Genomic DNA, 18,903 nt, shown 5'->3' with positions numbered 1-18,903 from the left:
AGTTGTATTTAACGTAATTCAAGCCAGGTGGTTTTTAATTTGGTGAATTTATCAAAGGCATGTAAAGACAGGTCGCGGCCAAAACCCGATTGCTGATTGCCACCAAAAGGAACGGTCACATCCAGCGCATCAACGGTGTTGACCGACACCGTTCCGGCGTTCAGTTTGCGCGCCACACGATGTGCCTGATTCAGGTCGTCCGACCATACAGACGCAGCAAGGGCGTAAATATGATTATTCGCCAGTTCGATGGCTTCCGACTCATCATCAAAGACTTTTACCGCGAGCACCGGACCGAATACTTCATCACGCCATAAGTTAACGTTTTCGCTTTCAATCTCAATCACCGTCGGCAGGATGTAGTTAGCGACTGTCTCGATTTCGCGTTGCTCGCCACCCGCGCGCACAATACCGCCCTGAGTCACTGCGGTCTGAATAAAATCCATCACCTTATCTTTATGCGCAGTCGAAACCATCGCGCCCATCCTCGCATTGGGGTTAAGCGGGTGGTCAGGTTGCCAGCCGTGCAACTTCGTGATCAACTTCGCCATAAAGTCGGGATAGATCTTACGCTCAACTAATAATCTGGAGTTAGCTGAACAAACTTCACCCTGGTTGAAACAGATACCGAAGGCGGATTTTTCGGCGGCTAAATCGAGATCCTGGCAATTGGCAAAAATAATGTTGGCGCTTTTGCCACCACATTCCAGCCACACCTGCTTCAAATTGGATTGGCCGGAATAGGCCATAAAGGCTTTGCCCACCGCGGTTGAACCGGTAAAGGTCAGCACATCAACATCGTTATGCTGGCCCAGCGCAGCACCGGCTTCGATCCCCAGCCCGGTAACAACGTTTAACACCCCGGCGGGCAACCCGGCCTCCAGCGCTAGTTCTGCCAGTTTCAGTGCGGTGAAAGGCGAATTCTCCGAGGGTTTCAGGATCACACTATTTCCGGCTGCCAGCGCTGGGCCAATTTTCCAGGCGGCAATATCGAGGGGAAAATTCCACGGCACAATGGCGGCAACCACGCCGACAGGTTCACGGGTGATGGTTGCCAGGGTACCCGGACGGGTGGGGGCAACCTCGTCATAAATCTTATCGATACTTTCTGCGTACCAGGCCATCACATGAGCAGCACCAGGCACATCAACGTTATAGGCATCGAGCACCGGTTTCCCCATGCTTGCGCTTTCCAGCAGCGCCAGTTCTTCCCGGTGCTCCAGCATCAGCTCCGCCAGCCTGCGCAGCACGGCTTTGCGTTGCGCTAAAGGACATTCAGACCAGATACCAGAGGTAAATGCCTGGCGTGCTGAACGCACCGCAGCGTCAATATCCTCAGCCTGGCAAGCGGTGACGTCCGCTAACACTGCATTGGTGGCGGGATTCACCACCGCCCAGGTTTTCTCCGCTTTGGCGAAGTAAGGTTTACCCCCGATAAGGGCATGCGTGCTAAAGCGTTGTTGGTTCAGCAGACCTTGCCAGTAATCACGATTATGCATAAGCGTTCTCCTTATTCGTCTCGGTCTCAGCTACCGGCGTTCCTTGCAGGATCATGCTTGCCGCACGTTCGCCAATCATAATTGAAGGCGCATTGGTGTTGCCGCTGATAAGCGTCGGCATAATTGATGCATCTGCCACGCGCAAATTTTCCACGCCATATACCTTGAGAGTGTCCGGTGCGACAACACTCATTTCATCCCGCCCCATCTTGCAGGTGCCAACCGGATGGAAAACCGTGGCGCAATATTCTTTGACGTATTGATGCAGCTGTTCGTCAGTCTGGATATGTTTGCCCGGCAGCATCTCTTCGCCATGCAATGCATTGAATTCCGGCTGAGCCAGAATATTCCTTGCTACTTTTATCCCTTCCACCAGCACGCTGGCGTCATAAGGATCGGCGAGGAAATTAAAATCAATAGCGATCTGCCCATCACGCTTTAACTGCAACGCGCCGATCGACCGCGGACGTAAAACGCAGGTGTGAATCGCATAGCCGTGGCCCCATTCAAATAAACGGCCACGATGGCTGCGATAACCCGGCACAAAATGGAACTGAATATCGGGTTCATCGCTACTGAGTTTTGTCGCGGCAAAGCCACCGGCTTCAACATAATTGGTGGTTAGCCAACCTTTGCGACGAAAGAGATACTGGAAGGGGGATGTCAGGATCGGTTTCCAGGCGGCGAGGGAAAAACCAAGCGTCAGAGGGTTTCTGGAACGCACGGTGACCAGACCATCCAGATGGTCCTGAAGATTTTTGCCCACCCCGGGAAGAGGGTGCACCAGCGGAATACCTGCGGCCTCAAGTTCGGCAGCAGGCCCGATACCTGATTTCAGCAGAATATGCGGTGAGCCGATCGAGCCGGCCGAAAGGATGACTTCATGGCGGCAGAGAATTGACGTGGGTTGATCGCGGCCATGCTCAGTTATTCGCACGCCTTTGACCGCTTTGTCTTCAATGATCAACGTTTGCACGGTGCAGTCAGTCATCACGGTCAAATTGCTGCGCCCAATATGGGGATGCAAAAATGCACGATAGCATGATAACCGTTTGCCATCCTTTTGCGTGACGTTGTAAATGCCGACCCCCGCCAGCGATTTACCGTTAAAGTCGGTGTTCTCCGCTAATCCGACCCGCTTGCCCGCCGCGACAAACAGCGCTGATACCGGATTGGGATCGCGCGGTTTATCGACCAGTAATTCGCCGTTAAAACCATGATATGCCGGGTCCTGAGACAGCAGATTCTTTTCCGATCGTTTGAACCAGGGCAGGACATTATTCCAGCCCCAGCCCTCACAACCTTGCTGTTCCCAGCGGTCATAATCAGAAGGTAATCCGCGAATATAAATCATGCTGTTCATGGATGAGGAACCACCCAGCGCCTTGCCGCGCGGGACGTGGATTTGCCGTCCCCCCAGGCTTTTTTGTGGCGTTGAATAAAAGTTCCAGCTGAACTTTTTGCTTTTATACAGGGTGATGGTGCCCGCAGGCGTCTGGATACGCGGGGTTTCATCACGGCTACCGGCCTCGATAAGGCAGATCTTGAGATCTGCCTGCTCTGCAAGCCGGGCGGCCAGTACTGAACCTGCGGAACCACCACCAATAATGATGTAGTCATAGGTCTTGCTATTGTTCATAGTCATTCCGGTGATTATTTAGCAACAGAGGTTTGCGCCACTGCCTGAGTACGGCAGAGGAAATAATAAACAGGTGAGACGATGGCTAAACCAATAATCCAGGAGATGTCGGCACCACCTAACATATTTGCTGCCGGGCCGGTATAGATGGCGGTAGACATAAAGGGAATCTCGACGATGATGCCCAGCAGATAACAGAAAATGGCTTTTGAATTGAAGTAACCGTATATGCCACCGTCGCGACGGAAGAATGAAGCGACATCATAATTACCGTGGGCCACCAGATAGTAATCAACCAGGTTAATTGCCGTCCACGGCACCAGCACATACAGCAGCATCAGAATAAAGTTGGTGTAATTGACCAGAAAGTTTTCCTGACCATAAATCGCAATCAGCACTTCGATAAGGATGGTGACAATCGAAACCACAATGCGGGCGCCAGAAAGTGGCGACCATTTAGGCAGGAATGTCTGGCCGAGCGTCAGGGTGCAGAGCACGCCGCAATAGAGGTTCATTGCATTGGTCGCGGCAATGCCTAAGGCAAACACAATAATTACGGTGGAGGATAATCCGCCGGTCATATTCACAATGCCGGTGATTAAATCACCATCCACGATGCAAATAGAAACCAGAATGCCAAGAATCATCGGGAACAATGAACCCAGTACGCATCCCAGGTAGCTACACCAGAAGACACTTTTTTCGCTGATATCTTTTGGCATGTAGCGGGAATAATCGGATACATAAGGCGCATAGGCCAGCTGCCATAACGCGGCGATGGAAATGGCACCGAGGAATCCGCTGAGATTAAAGCCATTACGTGCGAGAAAATCAGTCGGCAGACCATGCACGAAAACAATCCACGCAAAGGCCGCGAGCAAAATAATACCGGATACCCACGACATCACCTTGGTGTAGGCATGAATCAGGTTATAACCGAAGGCACAGGCGACCAGGCTGAGTACCGCAGAAACCAGGATGCCGGTATCGGTAGAAACCGGTGCGTAGATGGCGTGCAGTGACTGACCGCCCAGCACCAGGTTCGATGCCAGAAAGCCGATATACATGATGACGACTAACGCCACCACCAGCACGGAACCATAAGAACCAAACTGGCCGCGGGTTTGCACCATCTGCGGCACACCTAATTGTGGCCCCTGCGCGGAATGCAATGCCATAAACAGCCCACCGGCAAGGTTACCAATCAATACGGCGAGGGTGGCCCACATAAAAGATAAGTGGAAAATACTCACCGCCAGCGCACCGGTAATCACGGTAAGCAACATGATGTTTGAACCAAACCAGATGGTAAAAAGATCCCGTGGCTTGCCATGACGTTCATGCGCGGGAATGGGCTGGATGGTGCTCAACTCTATTGTGGTTGCAACAGCATTATCTTTTGGGTTGTTTGTCATCATAGTTATCTCAACAAAGTCATTTGCAGGCTTGCCGCATGGCTGCGGTTATAACCACCCAAAAAATTGGGAGGGGTGAAAATAACGTTGATGGGATGTTGCAACAGTTGGCTATAGAGAGAAATGAAGAAAAATATAGCCAACTAATATAAAAAAAAGATGCAATCTCGCTTATGGATTGGCTGCCCCAAATTGGAACGTTAAAGAATGACAGGTGAGATATTTTTGAATCTAATTAACTATTTGATTATTAACATCTAAAATGCCACGTTCTGGCTGAATGCCTTATTTTGGTGCGCGTCTGCTCGTCACTGAAGCATCGTTGGCAATATTAAATATCGTCAATTTTGCAAAATTAATAAGTAAAAATGTTGTCTGTGAATCGCGTTAATTTGATTTATCTCAGCACCTTTTTATCTTGCCTGTGCAGAGCGGATGCGGCTTTAACAGGGCTTTGTATTTTATTTCGGCGGACAAGGTTGCCAGCAGGTTAAATATTTTCTATCCAGACGCTCACTTTATAATATTTTACCGCCTGCACGTGCTCCAATAGTCTTGGGTCCTTCTTAAGTGGTTAATCCCCTGCGTGATGCGGGATGAAGGACGTTGAAATGACATCATTAAAAACTGAAACAGATACGCTGATTATTGGCGCGGGTCAGGCGGGGGTTGCCATGAGCGAACACCTGACGCGTCTGGGCATTCCGCATCTGGTAGTGGAGAAAAATCGGATTGCCGAATCCTGGCGTAGTCGTCGCTGGGATTCGCTGGTTGCCAACGGTCCGGCCTGGCATGACCGCTTTCCGGGGATGGAGTTTCCCGGCTGCTCACCTGACAGCTTCGTGGCGAAAGAACAGGTTGCCGATTATTTTGTCAGCTACGCCGCCATGAACCAGTCACCGATTCATACTGGCGTCGAAGTGTTAAGCGCTGAACGCAATCAGGGGCGCAGTGGTTTCACCGTCACCACCTCCGCAGGCGTGATCAATGTGCAGCGTATCGTGGCCGCTACCGGTCCTTTCCAGCGTCCGGTCATCCCGGCGATTGCTCCTCAGCATAGCCAGGTACAACAGCTGCACTCGGCAGACTATAAAAATCCGCAGCAGCTGCCGCAGGGGGGCGTGCTGGTGGTTGGTGCCGGTTCTTCCGGCGTGCAGATTGCTGATGAGCTGCAACGTGCCGGTAAGCCCGTATGGCTGTCGGTGGGACCGCACGATCGTCCACCACGTTCCTACCGTGGCCGGGACTTCTGCTGGTGGCTTGGGGTACTCGGTCTGTGGGATGCCGCAGCCAGCCAGCCGGGCAAAGAGCATGTCACCATCGCCGTCAGTGGCGCACGCGGTGGGCATACCGTCGATTTCCGTCGTCTGGCGGCGCAGGGCGTTAACCTCGTTGGCCTGACTGAAAGTTTCACCGCTAACACCGTACGTTTTCAGGATGACCTGGCGGTGAATATTGCGCGCGGCGATGCTAATTATCTCGCATTGCTGGATGCTGCTGACGCGTATATCGACCGTAACGGTCTTGATTTACCGCCTGAACCGCAAGCACGTGAGTTCCTGCCAGACCCCGCCTGCGTAACCCATCCGCAGCTGTCACTTAATCTGGCCGAAGCTGGCATCACCAGCATTATCTGGGCGACGGGCTACGTGGCCGATTACAGCTGGCTGAAGGTTAATGCCTTTAATGACCAGGGCAGACCGCAGCATCATCGTGGTGTTTCCAGCGAGCCTGGCGTCTATTTTCTCGGCTTGCCGTGGTTGTCACGTCGTGGTTCCACCTTTATCTGGGGCGTCTGGCACGATGCCAAATTTATTGCTGACCAGATCGCTATCCAGCGCCAGTACCAGCATTACCGCGCTCCCTCTGACTCGCTTTAAGGAACTGTTATGCCTACTCATCAACGTATTCGTATGTTCAACACCAAAGAAACCTATCCGAATCAGACGCTGGACAACGATCTCTGCCAGGCGGTACGCGCTGGTAATACCGTCTACGTGCGCGGCCAGGTCGGTACCGATTTTGCAGGCAATCTGGTCGGGCTGGGCGATCCCCGCGCTCAAACCGAACAGGCGATGAAAAACCTCAAACAGCTGCTGGAAGAAGCCGGTAGCGACCTGAGCCATATCGTGAAAACCACCACCTATCTTACCGATCCACGCTATCGCGAGCCGGTTTACCAGGAAGTGGGCAAATGGCTGAAAGGGGTGTTTCCGATTTCAACTGGTCTGGTGGTTTCGGCGCTGGCACAGCCGCAGTGGCTGATGGAAATTGATGTGATTGCGGTGATCCCGGATGACTGGGAGGCGAAATGACGCTTTCGATTGCCGCACGCTGTGCGGAGTCCGGCCAACTCGGTATCGCCATTAGCTCGTCGAGCATTGCCGTCGGCGCGCGTTGCCCGTGGCTGGTGGCCGGAGTGGGGGCGGTATCCAGCCAGAACATTACATTACCGGCACTGGGGCAGCAGATTCTGGCGCGGCTGGAGGCGGGGTTAGCGCCGGAACAGGCACTGAAAAGCGCGCTGGCAGAAGATCGCTTTAGCGAGTATCGCCAGGTGACTGTCATTGACGCCAGCGGTCGCAGCGCCGCCTTTAGCGGTGACAAGACGCTGGGTATTTATCATGTGGTGCAGGGCAAAGAATGCGTGGCCGCAGGCAATATGCTGGCGGAGCAAGCGGTGATCGCCGCAATGGTGACGGCTTTTGAAGCCACCACCGGTGAACTCACCAGTCGTCTGATTACGGCGTTGCAGGCGGGGATCGACGCTGGTGGTGAGGCGGGGCCGGTGCATTCTGCTGCCGTGAAAGTAGTCGATGATTACACCTGGCCGCTGGTGGACCTGCGCGTCGATTGGGCAGAAGAAAACCCATTGGCAGAGCTGCACAAGTTGTGGCTGGCGTATGAACCGCAGATGCAGGCTTACGTCACCCGGGCACTGGATCCACGCGATGCCCCGAGCTATGGCGTACCCGGCGATGAGTAACGCGGTACGCGACATCCTCGCGGCACTGCTGGCGTTTGATACCACCAGCCGCGAATCCAATCTGGCGTTGATTGCCTGGATTGAAGATTTTCTGGCGCAACGGGGTATCGCGTCGCAACGCATCATGGATGACAGCGGGCGCAAAGCCAATCTGTATGCCCGGCTGGGACCGGGCGGTGACGGCGGGGTGATGTTGTCCGGTCATACCGATGTGGTGCCGGTCGATGGTCAGCAATGGACGCTGCCGCCGTTTGCCCTGACACAACAGGAAGGGCGCTACTATGGCCGTGGCAGTGCCGACATGAAGGGCTTTCTGGCCTGCGTGCTGGCATCGCTGGATAACTTTCTGACCCAGCCGTTGCGCCTGCCGCTGCATCTGGCTTTTTCCTATGATGAGGAAGTGGGCTGCCTCGGGGTGCGCAGCATGGTGGACTATCTGCGCGCGTCTGCGGAAAAACCCGCCATGTGTATCATCGGCGAGCCGACAGAAATGCGCCCGGTGTATGGACACAAAGGCAAGGTGGCGATGCGTTGTCAGGTGCATGGCCGCGCCTGTCACTCGGCCTATGCACCCTCTGGCGTCAATGCCATCGAATACGCGGCCAGGCTTATCAACCAGCTGGGCGCAGCGGCGCAGCAACTGAAGCAGATCGAGGATGCGCGTTTTGATCCCCCCTATAGCACGCTCCAGACCGGTATGATTCAGGGCGGCAGCGCGCTGAACATCGTGCCGCAGGATTGTCAGTTTGATTTTGAAATCCGCTATCTGCCGGGCGCTAATGTTCAGGGTGTGATGACCGAGGTCGAGCTGTTCTCGCAACAGCAATTGTTACCGCAAATGCAGGCGGTGGCAGCCGAGAGCGCGATCCGTTTTCAGCCGCTGAGCTACTATCCTAGCCTGCTCACCGATCCGCAATCGCAATTCGCGCAGTGGCTGGCGCAATGGAGTGGCAGCAATGATTTCTCAACCGTGGCGTTTGGCACCGAAGGGGGATTGTTTGATGAAGCGGGGATTGCCACCCTGATTTGCGGGCCAGGCAGCATGGCGCAGGGGCATAAGCCGGATGAGTTTATTGCTATTGAACAAGTAGAACACTGCATGAGTATGCTGGTAAATTTATGTAAATGGATGCGTACAGTTCCTTTAAAATGAAACAGTCAATAGTTAGTTAAACCTAATGAAGCTAACCGTAAAAACGGCTCTGGTAAAAAAGACCTCAAAACACCGACCGGTAGTTTTGAACTGGCACCACCGCGTGATCGCAACGGCACGTTTGAACCGCAACTGGTAAAAAAGCACCGGACCAAACTCTCCAACGGGATAGAACGTAAGATCATCCGCCTGTTCGCTCTGGGGATGAGCTATCAGGATATCGGCCGGGAAATTGAGGATTTATAAGCGTTAAGCGTGTCCAGCGCCACCATCAGTGCGGTCACCGATAAAGATATCCCCGAATTTAAACAGTGGCAGCAGCGACCCCTTGTGAAGGTCTATCCTTTTGTCTGGTTGGATGCCAGTCACTACAAAATCCGCGAAGAAAGCCATTACCAGAGCTAGGCTGTATATACCGTTCTGGCACTGAATCTGGAAGGCAAAAAAGAAGTATTGGACCTGTATCTGTCGGAAAGTGAAGGCGCTAACTTCTGGTTATCCATACTGAGTGGCATGCAAAACCGTGGCGTTGAAGATATCCTGATCGATTGCGTGGACGGACTGACCGGCTTCCCTGAGGCGATTAACAGCATTTATCCACAGACTGAAGTGCAACTGTGCGTTATTCATCAGATACGCAACTCGATCAAAGACGTGGCATCGAAGTATGAATAGACCCGGGTTTCGTAGACACTTTTTTGCCTCATTGGAGTGACCCCGAGCCCATAGACAAAACTGACCTATATTTTGAGCATAGGAGGAGTCTATGGGCACACCACGTTTTACCCCTGAATTTAAAGAAGAAGCGGTCCGCCAGATCACTGAGCGGGGCTATTCCGTTGCTGACGTTTCAGAACGCCTCGGCGTGTCGGCGCACAGTCTTTACAAATGGGTCCGTTCAGTAAAACCTGATAATAACGGGCATCAGGCTCAGGACTTACTGGATGCCAGAACGGAAATTCTCAGGCTGAAAGCGCAGCTTAAGCGTACTGAGGAAGAACGGGATATTCTTAAAAAGGCAGCGCGGTACTTTGCCAGAGAGCCCGACTAAAGTACCGCTTCATCAACGATCACCGTGATATATGGTCGATCGCCGCGATGTGTCGGGTTTTGAAAGTTGCCCGTGCCGGATTTTACGTCTGGCTTCATTGTCCTGTCTCTGCAGGAGAAAAGGATAACCAGCGATTGTTGAAATTAATCCGCGACTCTTATGCACTGAGCGGCGGTGTTTACGGCTATCGCAGGGTTCACTGCGACTTACGTGAAGTCGGTGAAGCATGCAGCAGAAACCGGGTAGCCAAGATCATGAAGCAAAACAGGATACGGGCCGTACATGGCTACAAGATACCCCGTGGGACCAGAGGGCGTCCGTCACTGATAGCACCTAACCGCCTGCTGCGGGAGTTCACGGTTGTGAAACCCAATCAGGTCTGGGTAACGGATATTACCTATATACGGACCTGGCAGGGCTGGCTCTATCTGGCCGTGGTCATCGACCTGTTTGCCCGTAATGTGGTGGGCTGGTCAATGAAACCGACGCTGTCGCGTGAACTTGCACTGGATGCGCTGCTGATGGCCGTCTGGCGGCGTAAACCTGCCGAAAGCGTGATAGTGCACAGCGATCAGGGCAGCCAGTACGGCAGCGATGACTGGCGACGGTTCTGCCAGGCTAATAACCTGTCACCCAGCATGAGCCGGCGCGGCAACTGCTGGGATAATGCCGTGGCAGAATCCTTCTTCAGTTCGCTAAAAAAAGAGCGCATCAGAAAGCGGATATATAAAACCCGGGACATGGCCCGGGCTGATATATTTGATTATATCGAAGTGTTCTACAACCGGACCCGACGCCACAGTCACCTGGGAGGCGTCAGTCCAGAGGCCTTCGAAAAGGCCTCGTCGTGAGGACAGCGAATGTCTACGGGAATGGGGTCACTCCATAAGCCAGCCTGCAATGTCTGCCCACATTCATTCACTTGAGGCTTTTACCGGGTGTGTTCTCTTTACTCGTCGTTCACATGGTGTGGTGGCTACAGTGGATGGGGAGGAATTGGCGAGATTGGTGGCTTCAGATTTAGAAACAATTGAACTGAAGTTGTCGATGCTTAGATCACGTACAAGAAAGTCCTCGGGGACAGTATCTTTCATCGGGCCAGCAGAATTAATGTGGTCAAAATTACCGTACTTGGTGAAAAAACTATTCAATGAAGGTATTAAATTTAAAGTTTTGACAGGAAATAGGAAGCGCATATACACCTGTCTTCTGGACGGAAGTTGTCAACTAGGTTTCACAACTTCTATGCCGGATAAACAAAAATTTGGATATGCTGAAATTGGAATGGAAAAGTTAATAGTTGTGGTAGCGTCACTTATAGCAGACAACTTCAAAGAAAACGAGGACGTGATTGATACGCTGTCGAAGCTTCCTCTAATAGCTTATGATGAACAGTTACCATTGATAAGGGAGGTTTTCCAGGATTCTTCGCGATTTTTTGCACTGCTTCGTCCGTCTATTACTGTACCGGATTTGCGAATTTTAGAAAGAATGATCCGAGAAAATATTGGTTGGACTGTGATGCCTGAGTATTTATGCGCCCAAAGCATAGCAGGAGGTCAGATCGTTGAAGTCAATGTTCATGAGAGACTCCCCATAAATTCTATCTATTTGGTATGGATTGATAGCTCATTACGTAACCCACTCGTATCAGGAATCAGAGACAGAATTCTCGAACTATCAAAAAATAGCGGATTTATGGTTTGAGATACATAAAACAGGCAGCCTTATCGGCTGCCGTGTCATTATTTTATCCGTGGCAATCGCTTGGCAAAGTCATCTGCAATGTCATTCAATTTTAGGAATTTCACCCCTGGATGACCAAGCATATGCGTTAAGAGGCGTTCGAGCATCATTAATACGTGCGGGCGTCCAGATACGTCCGGGTGAATCGTGAAAGTAAAGATCGCATATTCATGCTCACGGTAGACCCAATCGAATTGATCCCTCCACAACTGTTCGATGTCCCTGGGATTCATGAAACCTTGGCTGTTGGGTTTTGTTTTCATGAACATGAAAGGAGGAATATCGTCGATTGTCCAACTGGCGGGTAATTCAATAAGGTCCGTCTCTTCTCCGCGTACCAGCGGTTTCATCCATTCGGTCGGTGTCTTGGAATAATCTATCTTGGTCCAGGAATCACCTTTCCTGACATAATAAGGCTGATGATCATGATGCATTAGTGAATGGTCATATTTGATGCCATTTTCTAATAGAAGATCTGTGGTTACAGGAGAAAATTCCCACCATGGAGCGACATACCCAGTAGGTCTCTTCCCTGTTAATTTTGTGACCATATCAATGCCCTTTTGAAGGACTTCTCTTTCTTGGTCAGGCGACATAGATATTGGGTTTTCATGACTGTAATTATGAACCCCTATCTCATGTCCAGCATTAACAACTGCTTCCATTTGCCGAGGAAAGGTTTCAATGGAATGACCAGGCATAAACCAGGTTGTTGGAATATTAAACTGGTCAAAGAGATTCAGAAGACGTGGAGTACCTACTTCGCCAGCGAACATACCGCGAGATATATCGCTTGGAGAATCCTCTCCCCCATAAGAAGATAGCCAGCCTGCAACGGCATCTACACCCACTCCAAAACCACATAGTATTTCTTTCGCCATGGGTTATTACTCCTCATACAGAAAAATTGAAATAATATCGCGTTAAGAGGGTTTCTTGACTAATTTCAAGAGATCCTCGGTATTAAATTCATTAATTCCTTTTTGAAGGGCCATTAATTTATGCTCAGGGATGTTGTATCCCCAATTAGCCCAAAATGATTGAATGCCATGATCTAATGCATCAATAACATTTTGGATATTGTCATCAATAAATATAATCTCCTCGTTTTTATCGAAGGCTATCGATTTTAGCAAGGTGAGAGTCTTGTTTTTATCGGTCATCCTCCCATAAATTTTATTCGCGGGTATGTTTAAACCATATTTACTTAGAATGAATGATATTGACTCCTCATCCTTTCCCAACACAATATAGATATCATTAGCTGTTTCAAATAAATTTGAAACATCCAATAGCGGACGGTGTAGTTCAGCCCAAAAACTAGGGTAAATACTTCTTGCCAGGTTCCTATACTGGATGAACTTATCCCTAAATATTTCCTTTTCTTCAGTTGGAATCGATTCATATATGGCAGTGAATCTGTCATTATCTATAGCCTCATTACCAAATTCGGTGAATGAGGAAATAAAGTGACCGTCGTGACGTACAAAATTCCTTAATTTCCTGAACCGTTTAGCCATCAGACTTGGTATTTTTTGAAGTACATTTTTGTTAAAATCACTGAGAGGTCTGTCATGTAATACATTCCATGTAATTAGCATGCATTCGTCTACTCCATCAACCACGACCCCGTCGAAATCCATTGCTATTAACATCGAATTATACCACCAGCGGTTCTTTAAGAGTTTCTCCGCGCTTCCATCTATCTATTGCATCGAATGTCTGACGCATAAATTTTCCACATTCGGCATAATAGGAGCAAGTTATGATATTCCCGTCGACAACTACATCTGCTTCAATTACGTTAGCGCCGGAATTAACCCTATCGTCTTTCAGACCAACATAAGCGCAGGCGAGTTTGTCTCTTAGAATACCGGCAGAAATCATAATCCAGGGACCATGGCAGAGCCCAGCCACAACTTTCCCCTGTGTTACCATCTGTTTTAGAAAATCTTTAACTCTCTGATCTTGGCGAACTCTATCAGGCGCTTCATGACCGCCAGTGAGAATAACAGCATCAAAATCAGTGGCGTTGAGTTGATCAAAATTAATATTGTCTTTGGATCTTTTATCCATAGGAACAGTGATGCCATATTTCCCTATCACTGCACTTCCATCCTTTGTTGCAATAGATATATCGTATCCTTCCTCTTTAGAACGATAGTAAGTATAAACTACATCGTGATCCTGAAAACCTGGACCAGTGATTATCACTACTCGTGTCGGATTAGACATGTCATTTTCCTTCTTATTGCGTTACGGGACGTTAATTAAAAATACATTCTGACCACAGTACATTTCTGAGATGGCATCTTTAGCTCGTAGGATATGAATTTTTCCCATTAGATGGCTTTTTACATCTAATGAAATAAAAATAAAATCATCCTCGTCATTCAACATTTTTCTATCAAGATTTTTGACGGAGAAGTATGCTAATTTGTGTAGGTCATGTTCTCTGATCAATGTGCCTGCAGATATCTGTTGCAAAGGAGGTAAAAGATCATGTTCCTGTGATTTCTTTTCATATGCCATATTTTGCCGGCCATAATTATCTTTAAGTCTGAGTAAGTCGAATTTGTTTCTTGGGTTTTCAACTTCAATTAATTCGATGCCTGATTTTCCAGAAATAGTCTGATGGAACACACCTTTTGCAATATATATGCTGTCGCCAGATTTTAACGCCTGATGTGTACCATCAAGAAATCTGGTCTCGCCATCACCATTTAGGCATATAAGGACGGTGACTTTCAGTATATGACAATGCATTGAAGTGGATAGATTCTTTGATATATGAAGGCGCCATACATCAAAAATAGAATCACAATAAACTCTATACTCATATCCCCATGGTTTTTCTATGAATCCATTGAGATGTAAGTCTTTCTCAAATGACTCACCATTATTTGAAGTTGAAAGTAGGATTTTGTTTATTTCAAGCAGGTCATATACATTTGGAGTCCGGTTGTGGATTTCCATATGGTCGCTCCCCCGTTAATTGAATTGCTGAATGTTGATTTCACTTCGGTCAATCGTTCCGTGATTTCAGTCTATAACGGTTATTTAGTACGAGAGAAATAACTTTTATGATGATTACCTATATTGTTTCTTTTGATCAGTCCTTCATACTCAATAATTACTGAAAGCTATGCTTCTATACTTGGGTACTCTTAAAGATGCATAGATTCTATGCCGTCAGGAGGTCATAGCTCACAAGCGATTAAGATGCTTAGCAAGATGCCGAACTCGGACGTCAGCACGATACAGCTCATGATATATGTATTCGATGTTTACCAGAGGTCGCTTTATGTGATCCGGTAGGGACAGGGGACAGGTCAGTAAACCAGCCTGTCTCCATCAGTAGCATGCATGCCGAACCTGGGGACATTGTGGAGGTCGATACCAGCGGAATGGTGATTGTCCTATGCGCAAAAGCTGAAGATGTCGCCTGAGTCTCTCATGAGATCGAGAAAACGAAGTCGCGGATAAGTGCATTGGACAATGAAGGTACCAGAGCGGATACGGAAAACCTGACGCGCCTTTTATGCCAGTGACCTGCACCCCATTGCTCAAGACGCCTCGATGTAAGTATACGTTCCGAACTTCCGCTGTTCGCTCAAAGCTGTCCTTGATCGTAGCCGTGGACAGCTCTGTGCCAGAAGCGGAAATTACGTACATCACAGTTTTTAATTTATGGACGTCGGTTACAGCGCTATGCACAAACTCCATACATAAGAGGGGAGGCCGCATAAGCCATGCGGCCTTTGGTATCAGAATGTCAGTTCAGGCATCTGTTCCATCACAAACGCTAAAACTTTCTCCGCGTTGAGTGACGCATAGGGCAGACTTTCAATAATTGCAATTGAACGAGAGTCCCCGACAATTTTTTCAATCTCGGAGACCTTGTACTGAATGTGTGGTGCAATCAGAAAACCGTCAAAAGCGGGAGCTACACTGGCAAAATTATCCAGACCCACAGCGCTAATAATGAGATTGTAGTCCTTTTTTTCTGCCAGCAACTGCATCCTTTTGGCGAGAGAATTTGCTGTATTACCAAACAAACAACATACCAGAAGCTTTTTCATATTTTACCTCCTGAGAATTGTTCACAGAATAATACTCGACATGCTGATAAAACGAGCTTTGCATCTTATTTGCATGACAAATCTCCAGCAGAGTTGATGTAACCCAGGAAAGACGAACCTGCCGTATTGTTGGACTGACGGGATGCATCTGGATCTTTTGTGCAGCCGCTTGTCTACGACGTTTCGTCATTTGGCCTTTTGTCAGCTGTTCGCTCGAAGCAGCCTGATGGGCTTCGCCTACAGCAGTTTGGTGCCATGAGCGGACATCTGAACTTAGCTTTGACAAACAATGTAACAGCAATACTCTGGTATCACTTTTAACCCATTAGTGATGCTTTTTTGACGGTACTTCATACATCCTCTGACATTGAACAGCCCAGAGAATATTGCGCGGGCTGTTCATGCCAGATAGCGAAGGGGGTTAGTGACGAAAAGGCAGGAAAAGTCGCCTTATTGTTTGCGTCCTCTACATCGTCAACACAATTTTTCCGACATTGAGGCCGTCTTCCATACGCTGGTGAGCTTTGCTGGCTTCAGCCAGCGGAAATACGCTGTCAATCACCGGGCTCAGCCCATCTTTACCGAAGCGAGTTAACCAGCACTCTTTAAAGCGACGGGACATCTCATGTTTCACTTCTTGCGAACGCGATTTCATTACCGTACCGATAATCTGCAGATGGCGGTACAACACCCGATCCAGCGGGATCTTCGCGTTTTCAATCCCCCCCATGATGCCAATCTGCACCAGACGTCCACCAAAGTTGAGTGCATTCACGTTTCGTTCAAAATAAGGCGCGCCAATAAAATCGAGAATAAGATCAACCCCCTTGTTATCCGTACTGCTGGCGACAACCTCGGAGAAGTCTTCTGTCACGTAATCAATGGCGTGATCGGCACCCAGACGGCGAACGAGATCGTGTGCTGCAGCATTCGCGGTGGTGATTACCGTCGCGCCTGTCGCATGCGCCAGTTGCACGGCGGCACCTCCCACACCGCCGGCCCCGGCGTGGATCAGTACCGTTTCCGTGGGCTTCAGTTTCCCCAGATGGATAAGCGCTTCATGCGCGGTTACAAAGACCTCGGCAATGGCCGCCGCATGGATATAGTCCATACCTTCCGGCACTGGCATAGCCATCCGGTAATCAATGCGGGCCATTTCAGCGTAAGCCCCGCCCCCGACGATACCCATAATACGGTCACCCAAGTTGTAGCCTTTTACATTCTCCCCGACGGCAATAACGTCACCGGCGATTTCCAGCCCCATAATCGTCGAGTCGCCAAAATCAGGGCGGCCATACCCGCCGCGTCGGTGAGTTAGATCGGCCCGGTTGACCCCCGCTGCCCGCGTGCGAACCAGCAGATCATTGGGGCGCAGCTGTGGGTCTGCGACTTCACTGATATTAAGTACATCGGCCGGACCGAATTGTTCAAAAGTGATTGCTTTCATGATTCTCTTTCCCGAAATAAGAAGATGGATAGCCGTCGTTCAGGCCTGTTCTTCAAACGTGGCATTGGCATAACCAGAAGCGGTAATCGCTGCCGGGAAGCCTGCATAAAACGCCATGTGCGTAATCAGGGCGGAAATTTCTGTTTTGGTCAGCCCGTTTTCAATGCCGCGACGCAGGTGGGCCGGTAGCTCATTGGAATGATTCAGCGCGATAAGACAGGCGATGGTAATCAGACTACGGTCGCGTGGTGCCAGGTCCGGATCTGTCCAGACATCGGAATACAGTGGTTGCTCAACGAAGCCGGACAGTTTAGGAGTAAATGCGCGTGCAGCTTCACGCGGGCGAGTAAAATCAACAGCTTTCATGGTCAGTTCCTCTTATATTCTGTCATTAGTGCCAGTGTGTTTTAGATTTGGCTGATGAATTTATTCACCAGATAATGGCTGAGACCTTCCCGACCGCCCTCCGAACCATGTCCGCTTTCTTTCATGCCGCCGAAAGGCAGTTCCGTCGCCACCATGCGGTACTGATTAATGCCGATCATTCCGGCCTCAAGGCCATCGCCAACATCCAGCACGGTACGGGCGTCACGCGTAAAAGCGTAAGCTGACAGGGCATACGGCAGACGGTTTGCTTCTGCCAGCCCGTCCTCAAGCGCGTCGAACGGACGCATCACGGCGATCGGGCCAAAGGGTTCTTCGTGCATGATCCGTGCTTCCATCGGCACATCGGTAAGCACCGTAGGTTCAAAGAAAAAGCCAGGACGGTTGAGCCGTTTCCCTCCAGTGAGCACTTTCGCGCCCAGGGCAACAGCATCGGCAATCAGCGATTCCATTTTTTCCAGTTGGCGGATATTCGCCAGCGGCCCCACCTGAGTGCCTTCCGCTATGCCATCGCCGATAATCAGTTGCTCCGTCGCACTCACGAAGCGTTCGACAAACTGTGTGTAAACACCTCGCTGAATAAGAAAACGGGTTGAAGAGATACAGATTTGGCCGGTGCCCCGAAAACGGTTAGCCGCTCCGCCAGTTGCCGCCGCATCAATGTCGGCATCGGCAAAAACCAGCACCGGTCCGTGGCCGCCCAGTTCCAGGGTAATCGGTTTAACACCGGCGGCAGCACGCTCAGACAGCAGTCGACCTACCGGTACAGAACCGGTGAATGCCACTTTGCGAATAACCGGTGAGGCGATCAGCGTGGCGGAAACCTGATCCGGTACGCCAAACACAATTTGCAGTACGCCTTCAGGCAGACCGGCATCATCCAGGCAGCGTGCCAGAGCCAGCGCCGTCGCCGGGCTCTCTTCACCGGGTTTCAGGATCACGCTACAACCTGCGGCCAGCGCCGCTGATAATTTGCGTGCCGGGGTAATGGCCGGGAAATTCCACGGAGTGAAGGCGGCAACCGGGCCGATGGGCTCTTTTTTGACCAGTTGCAGTACACCGGGGCGATTTGACGGTACAACGCGCCCATCAATGCGGCGGGCTTCCTCCGCAAACCATTCAAAATAGTCGGCTGCACGCAATACTTCGTCGCGGCTTTCAGCCAGGGGCTTCCCTTCTTCCAGCGTCATCAACGAGGCAATATGTTCAGCGCGTTCGCGCATCAGGGCAGCGGCATTCTTCATGATGCGGGCGCGTTCGGCAGGCACGGTACGGCGCCAGATGTCAAAGCCAGAACGGGTGGCTGACAGGGCACGTTCAAGGTCGGCGGCGGTCGCGAGCGGCAAGCGGCCGATAGTGGCTTCGGTTGCGGGGTTAATCACAGCGACAGTGTCGCGATTGCCCGCTTCAATCCAGTCACCGTCGATGAATAGATAAAGGGGATCGTATTGATGATTTTGCATGGTCGTTATCCTCAGTGTGTGCGTGTTTGTGTAATGTC

Annotated in this window: 17 protein-coding genes and 1 pseudogene; 7 read left to right on the top strand and 11 right to left on the bottom strand. The window is 50.3% G+C overall.

The annotated features are described in order from the left end of the window. Positions 1–8: 8 nt before the first annotated feature. Genes JOE09_RS04820 through JOE09_RS04810 form a run of 3 tightly spaced genes read right to left on the bottom strand, consistent with a single transcriptional unit; the run spans position 9 to position 4,556 of the window. Positions 9–1,499 carry an aldehyde dehydrogenase gene (locus JOE09_RS04820; RefSeq protein ID WP_048762581.1) on the bottom strand — a complete coding sequence of 497 codons (1,491 nt, stop codon included), beginning with the start codon at positions 1,497–1,499 and terminating at the stop codon, positions 9–11. Next, positions 1,492–3,138 carry a GMC family oxidoreductase gene (locus tag JOE09_RS04815; RefSeq protein WP_082144862.1) on the bottom strand — a complete coding sequence of 549 codons (1,647 nt, stop codon included), beginning with the start codon at positions 3,136–3,138 and terminating at the stop codon, positions 1,492–1,494. Before JOE09_RS04815 ends, JOE09_RS04820 begins: the two co-directional genes overlap by 8 nt. 14 nt (positions 3,139–3,152) lie before the next feature. Next, complete coding sequence (locus JOE09_RS04810; protein ID WP_012541188.1) at positions 3,153–4,556, bottom strand: purine-cytosine permease family protein; 1,404 nt, start codon at positions 4,554–4,556, stop codon at positions 3,153–3,155. Between the two features lie 608 nt (positions 4,557–5,164). Between JOE09_RS04810 and JOE09_RS04805 the strand changes: the two genes are divergently transcribed. The 7 genes and pseudogenes from JOE09_RS04805 to JOE09_RS04775 all read left to right on the top strand — a co-directional run bounded on the left by JOE09_RS04805 (position 5,165) and on the right by JOE09_RS04775 (position 11,450). Beyond that, positions 5,165–6,433 carry a flavin-containing monooxygenase gene (locus tag JOE09_RS04805; RefSeq protein ID WP_012541189.1) on the top strand — a complete coding sequence of 423 codons (1,269 nt, stop codon included), beginning with the start codon at positions 5,165–5,167 and terminating at the stop codon, positions 6,431–6,433. Positions 6,434–6,442: 9 nt separating this feature from the next. Beyond that, a complete protein-coding gene (locus tag JOE09_RS04800) occupies positions 6,443–6,868 on the top strand; it encodes a RidA family protein (RefSeq protein WP_012541190.1) in 426 nt (141 codons plus the stop codon). Next, a complete protein-coding gene (locus JOE09_RS04795; RefSeq protein WP_012541191.1) occupies positions 6,865–7,539 on the top strand; it encodes a DUF1028 domain-containing protein in 675 nt (224 codons plus the stop codon). Before JOE09_RS04800 ends, JOE09_RS04795 begins: the two co-directional genes overlap by 4 nt. Beyond that, the gene (gene argE, locus JOE09_RS04790; protein ID WP_012541192.1) at positions 7,532–8,692 is read left to right on the top strand and encodes an acetylornithine deacetylase; all 1,161 of its coding nucleotides are present in this window, start codon (positions 7,532–7,534) and stop codon (positions 8,690–8,692) included. Before JOE09_RS04795 ends, argE begins: the two co-directional genes overlap by 8 nt. 12 nt (positions 8,693–8,704) lie before the next feature. Then, a pseudogene (locus JOE09_RS04785) lies at positions 8,705–9,361 on the top strand (IS256 family transposase); the annotation flags it as partial. A 97-nt stretch (positions 9,362–9,458) separates the two neighbouring features. Beyond that, positions 9,459–10,594, top strand: a protein-coding gene (locus tag JOE09_RS04780) for an IS3 family transposase (protein ID WP_201794086.1) whose coding sequence is annotated in 2 segments (ribosomal slippage) — positions 9,459–9,705 and positions 9,705–10,594 — 1,137 coding nt in all. Because the reading frame shifts where the segments join, the coding sequence is not laid out codon by codon here. A gap of 49 nt (positions 10,595–10,643) precedes the next feature. Continuing rightward, positions 10,644–11,450, top strand: a complete 807-nt coding sequence (locus JOE09_RS04775) for a LysR family transcriptional regulator (RefSeq protein WP_227952988.1) — start codon at positions 10,644–10,646, stop codon at positions 11,448–11,450. A gap of 38 nt (positions 11,451–11,488) precedes the next feature. Here the strand turns inward: JOE09_RS04775 and JOE09_RS04770 are convergent, their stop codons facing one another. From JOE09_RS04770 to JOE09_RS04735, 8 genes are all read right to left on the bottom strand, one after another. Further along, on the bottom strand, positions 11,489–12,370 hold the full coding sequence (locus JOE09_RS04770; RefSeq protein WP_048762585.1) for a polysaccharide deacetylase family protein: 882 nt from the start codon (positions 12,368–12,370) through the stop codon (positions 11,489–11,491). 42 nt (positions 12,371–12,412) lie between these two features. Next, positions 12,413–13,144 carry an HAD family hydrolase gene (locus JOE09_RS04765; RefSeq protein ID WP_087051069.1) on the bottom strand — a complete coding sequence of 244 codons (732 nt, stop codon included), beginning with the start codon at positions 13,142–13,144 and terminating at the stop codon, positions 12,413–12,415. 4 nt (positions 13,145–13,148) lie between these two features. Continuing rightward, positions 13,149–13,724: a DJ-1/PfpI family protein gene (locus tag JOE09_RS04760; RefSeq protein ID WP_048762586.1), complete on the bottom strand. Its 576-nt coding sequence runs from the start codon at positions 13,722–13,724 to the stop codon at positions 13,149–13,151. Positions 13,725–13,745: 21 nt separating this feature from the next. Further along, on the bottom strand, positions 13,746–14,465 hold the full coding sequence (locus JOE09_RS04755; RefSeq protein WP_048762587.1) for a cupin domain-containing protein: 720 nt from the start codon (positions 14,463–14,465) through the stop codon (positions 13,746–13,748). 791 nt (positions 14,466–15,256) lie between these two features. Beyond that, a complete protein-coding gene (locus JOE09_RS04750; protein WP_014228889.1) occupies positions 15,257–15,571 on the bottom strand; it encodes a PTS sugar transporter subunit IIB in 315 nt (104 codons plus the stop codon). Positions 15,572–16,037: 466 nt separating this feature from the next. Then, a complete protein-coding gene (locus tag JOE09_RS04745) occupies positions 16,038–17,018 on the bottom strand; it encodes an NAD(P)H-quinone oxidoreductase (RefSeq protein ID WP_048762588.1) in 981 nt (326 codons plus the stop codon). A gap of 39 nt (positions 17,019–17,057) precedes the next feature. Continuing rightward, a complete protein-coding gene (locus JOE09_RS04740) occupies positions 17,058–17,384 on the bottom strand; it encodes a carboxymuconolactone decarboxylase family protein (protein ID WP_014229939.1) in 327 nt (108 codons plus the stop codon). Between the two features lie 41 nt (positions 17,385–17,425). Then, on the bottom strand, positions 17,426–18,865 hold the full coding sequence (locus tag JOE09_RS04735) for an NAD-dependent succinate-semialdehyde dehydrogenase (RefSeq protein WP_014229938.1): 1,440 nt from the start codon (positions 18,863–18,865) through the stop codon (positions 17,426–17,428). Between the last annotated feature and the right edge of the window lie 38 nt (positions 18,866–18,903).

It is taken from the genome of Pantoea coffeiphila, from assembly GCF_016909495.1.
GTDB lineage: Bacteria > Pseudomonadota > Gammaproteobacteria > Enterobacterales > Enterobacteriaceae > Erwinia > Erwinia coffeiphila.
Note: the sequence above shows the minus strand (reverse complement) of the source record. Positions and strands in the feature narration are given on the sequence as shown.

Excerpts from the sequence above, each read along its gene's own strand:
- JOE09_RS04820 (WP_048762581.1), bottom strand. The coding sequence starts at position 1,499 with ATGCATAATCGTGATTACTGGCAAGGTCTGCTGAACCAACAACGCTTT.
- JOE09_RS04815 (WP_082144862.1), bottom strand. The coding sequence starts at position 3,138 with ATGAACAATAGCAAGACCTATGACTACATCATTATTGGTGGTGGTTCC.
- JOE09_RS04810 (WP_012541188.1), bottom strand. The coding sequence starts at position 4,556 with ATGATGACAAACAACCCAAAAGATAATGCTGTTGCAACCACAATAGAG.
- JOE09_RS04805 (WP_012541189.1), top strand. The coding sequence starts at position 5,165 with ATGACATCATTAAAAACTGAAACAGATACGCTGATTATTGGCGCGGGT.
- JOE09_RS04800 (WP_012541190.1), top strand. The coding sequence starts at position 6,443 with ATGCCTACTCATCAACGTATTCGTATGTTCAACACCAAAGAAACCTAT.
- JOE09_RS04795 (WP_012541191.1), top strand. The coding sequence starts at position 6,865 with ATGACGCTTTCGATTGCCGCACGCTGTGCGGAGTCCGGCCAACTCGGT.
- argE (WP_012541192.1), top strand. The coding sequence starts at position 7,532 with ATGAGTAACGCGGTACGCGACATCCTCGCGGCACTGCTGGCGTTTGAT.
- JOE09_RS04775 (WP_227952988.1), top strand. The coding sequence starts at position 10,644 with ATGTCTGCCCACATTCATTCACTTGAGGCTTTTACCGGGTGTGTTCTC.
- JOE09_RS04770 (WP_048762585.1), bottom strand. The coding sequence starts at position 12,370 with ATGGCGAAAGAAATACTATGTGGTTTTGGAGTGGGTGTAGATGCCGTT.
- JOE09_RS04765 (WP_087051069.1), bottom strand. The coding sequence starts at position 13,144 with ATGTTAATAGCAATGGATTTCGACGGGGTCGTGGTTGATGGAGTAGAC.
- JOE09_RS04760 (WP_048762586.1), bottom strand. The coding sequence starts at position 13,724 with ATGTCTAATCCGACACGAGTAGTGATAATCACTGGTCCAGGTTTTCAG.
- JOE09_RS04755 (WP_048762587.1), bottom strand. The coding sequence starts at position 14,465 with ATGGAAATCCACAACCGGACTCCAAATGTATATGACCTGCTTGAAATA.
- JOE09_RS04750 (WP_014228889.1), bottom strand. The coding sequence starts at position 15,571 with ATGAAAAAGCTTCTGGTATGTTGTTTGTTTGGTAATACAGCAAATTCT.
- JOE09_RS04745 (WP_048762588.1), bottom strand. The coding sequence starts at position 17,018 with ATGAAAGCAATCACTTTTGAACAATTCGGTCCGGCCGATGTACTTAAT.
- JOE09_RS04740 (WP_014229939.1), bottom strand. The coding sequence starts at position 17,384 with ATGAAAGCTGTTGATTTTACTCGCCCGCGTGAAGCTGCACGCGCATTT.
- JOE09_RS04735 (WP_014229938.1), bottom strand. The coding sequence starts at position 18,865 with ATGCAAAATCATCAATACGATCCCCTTTATCTATTCATCGACGGTGAC.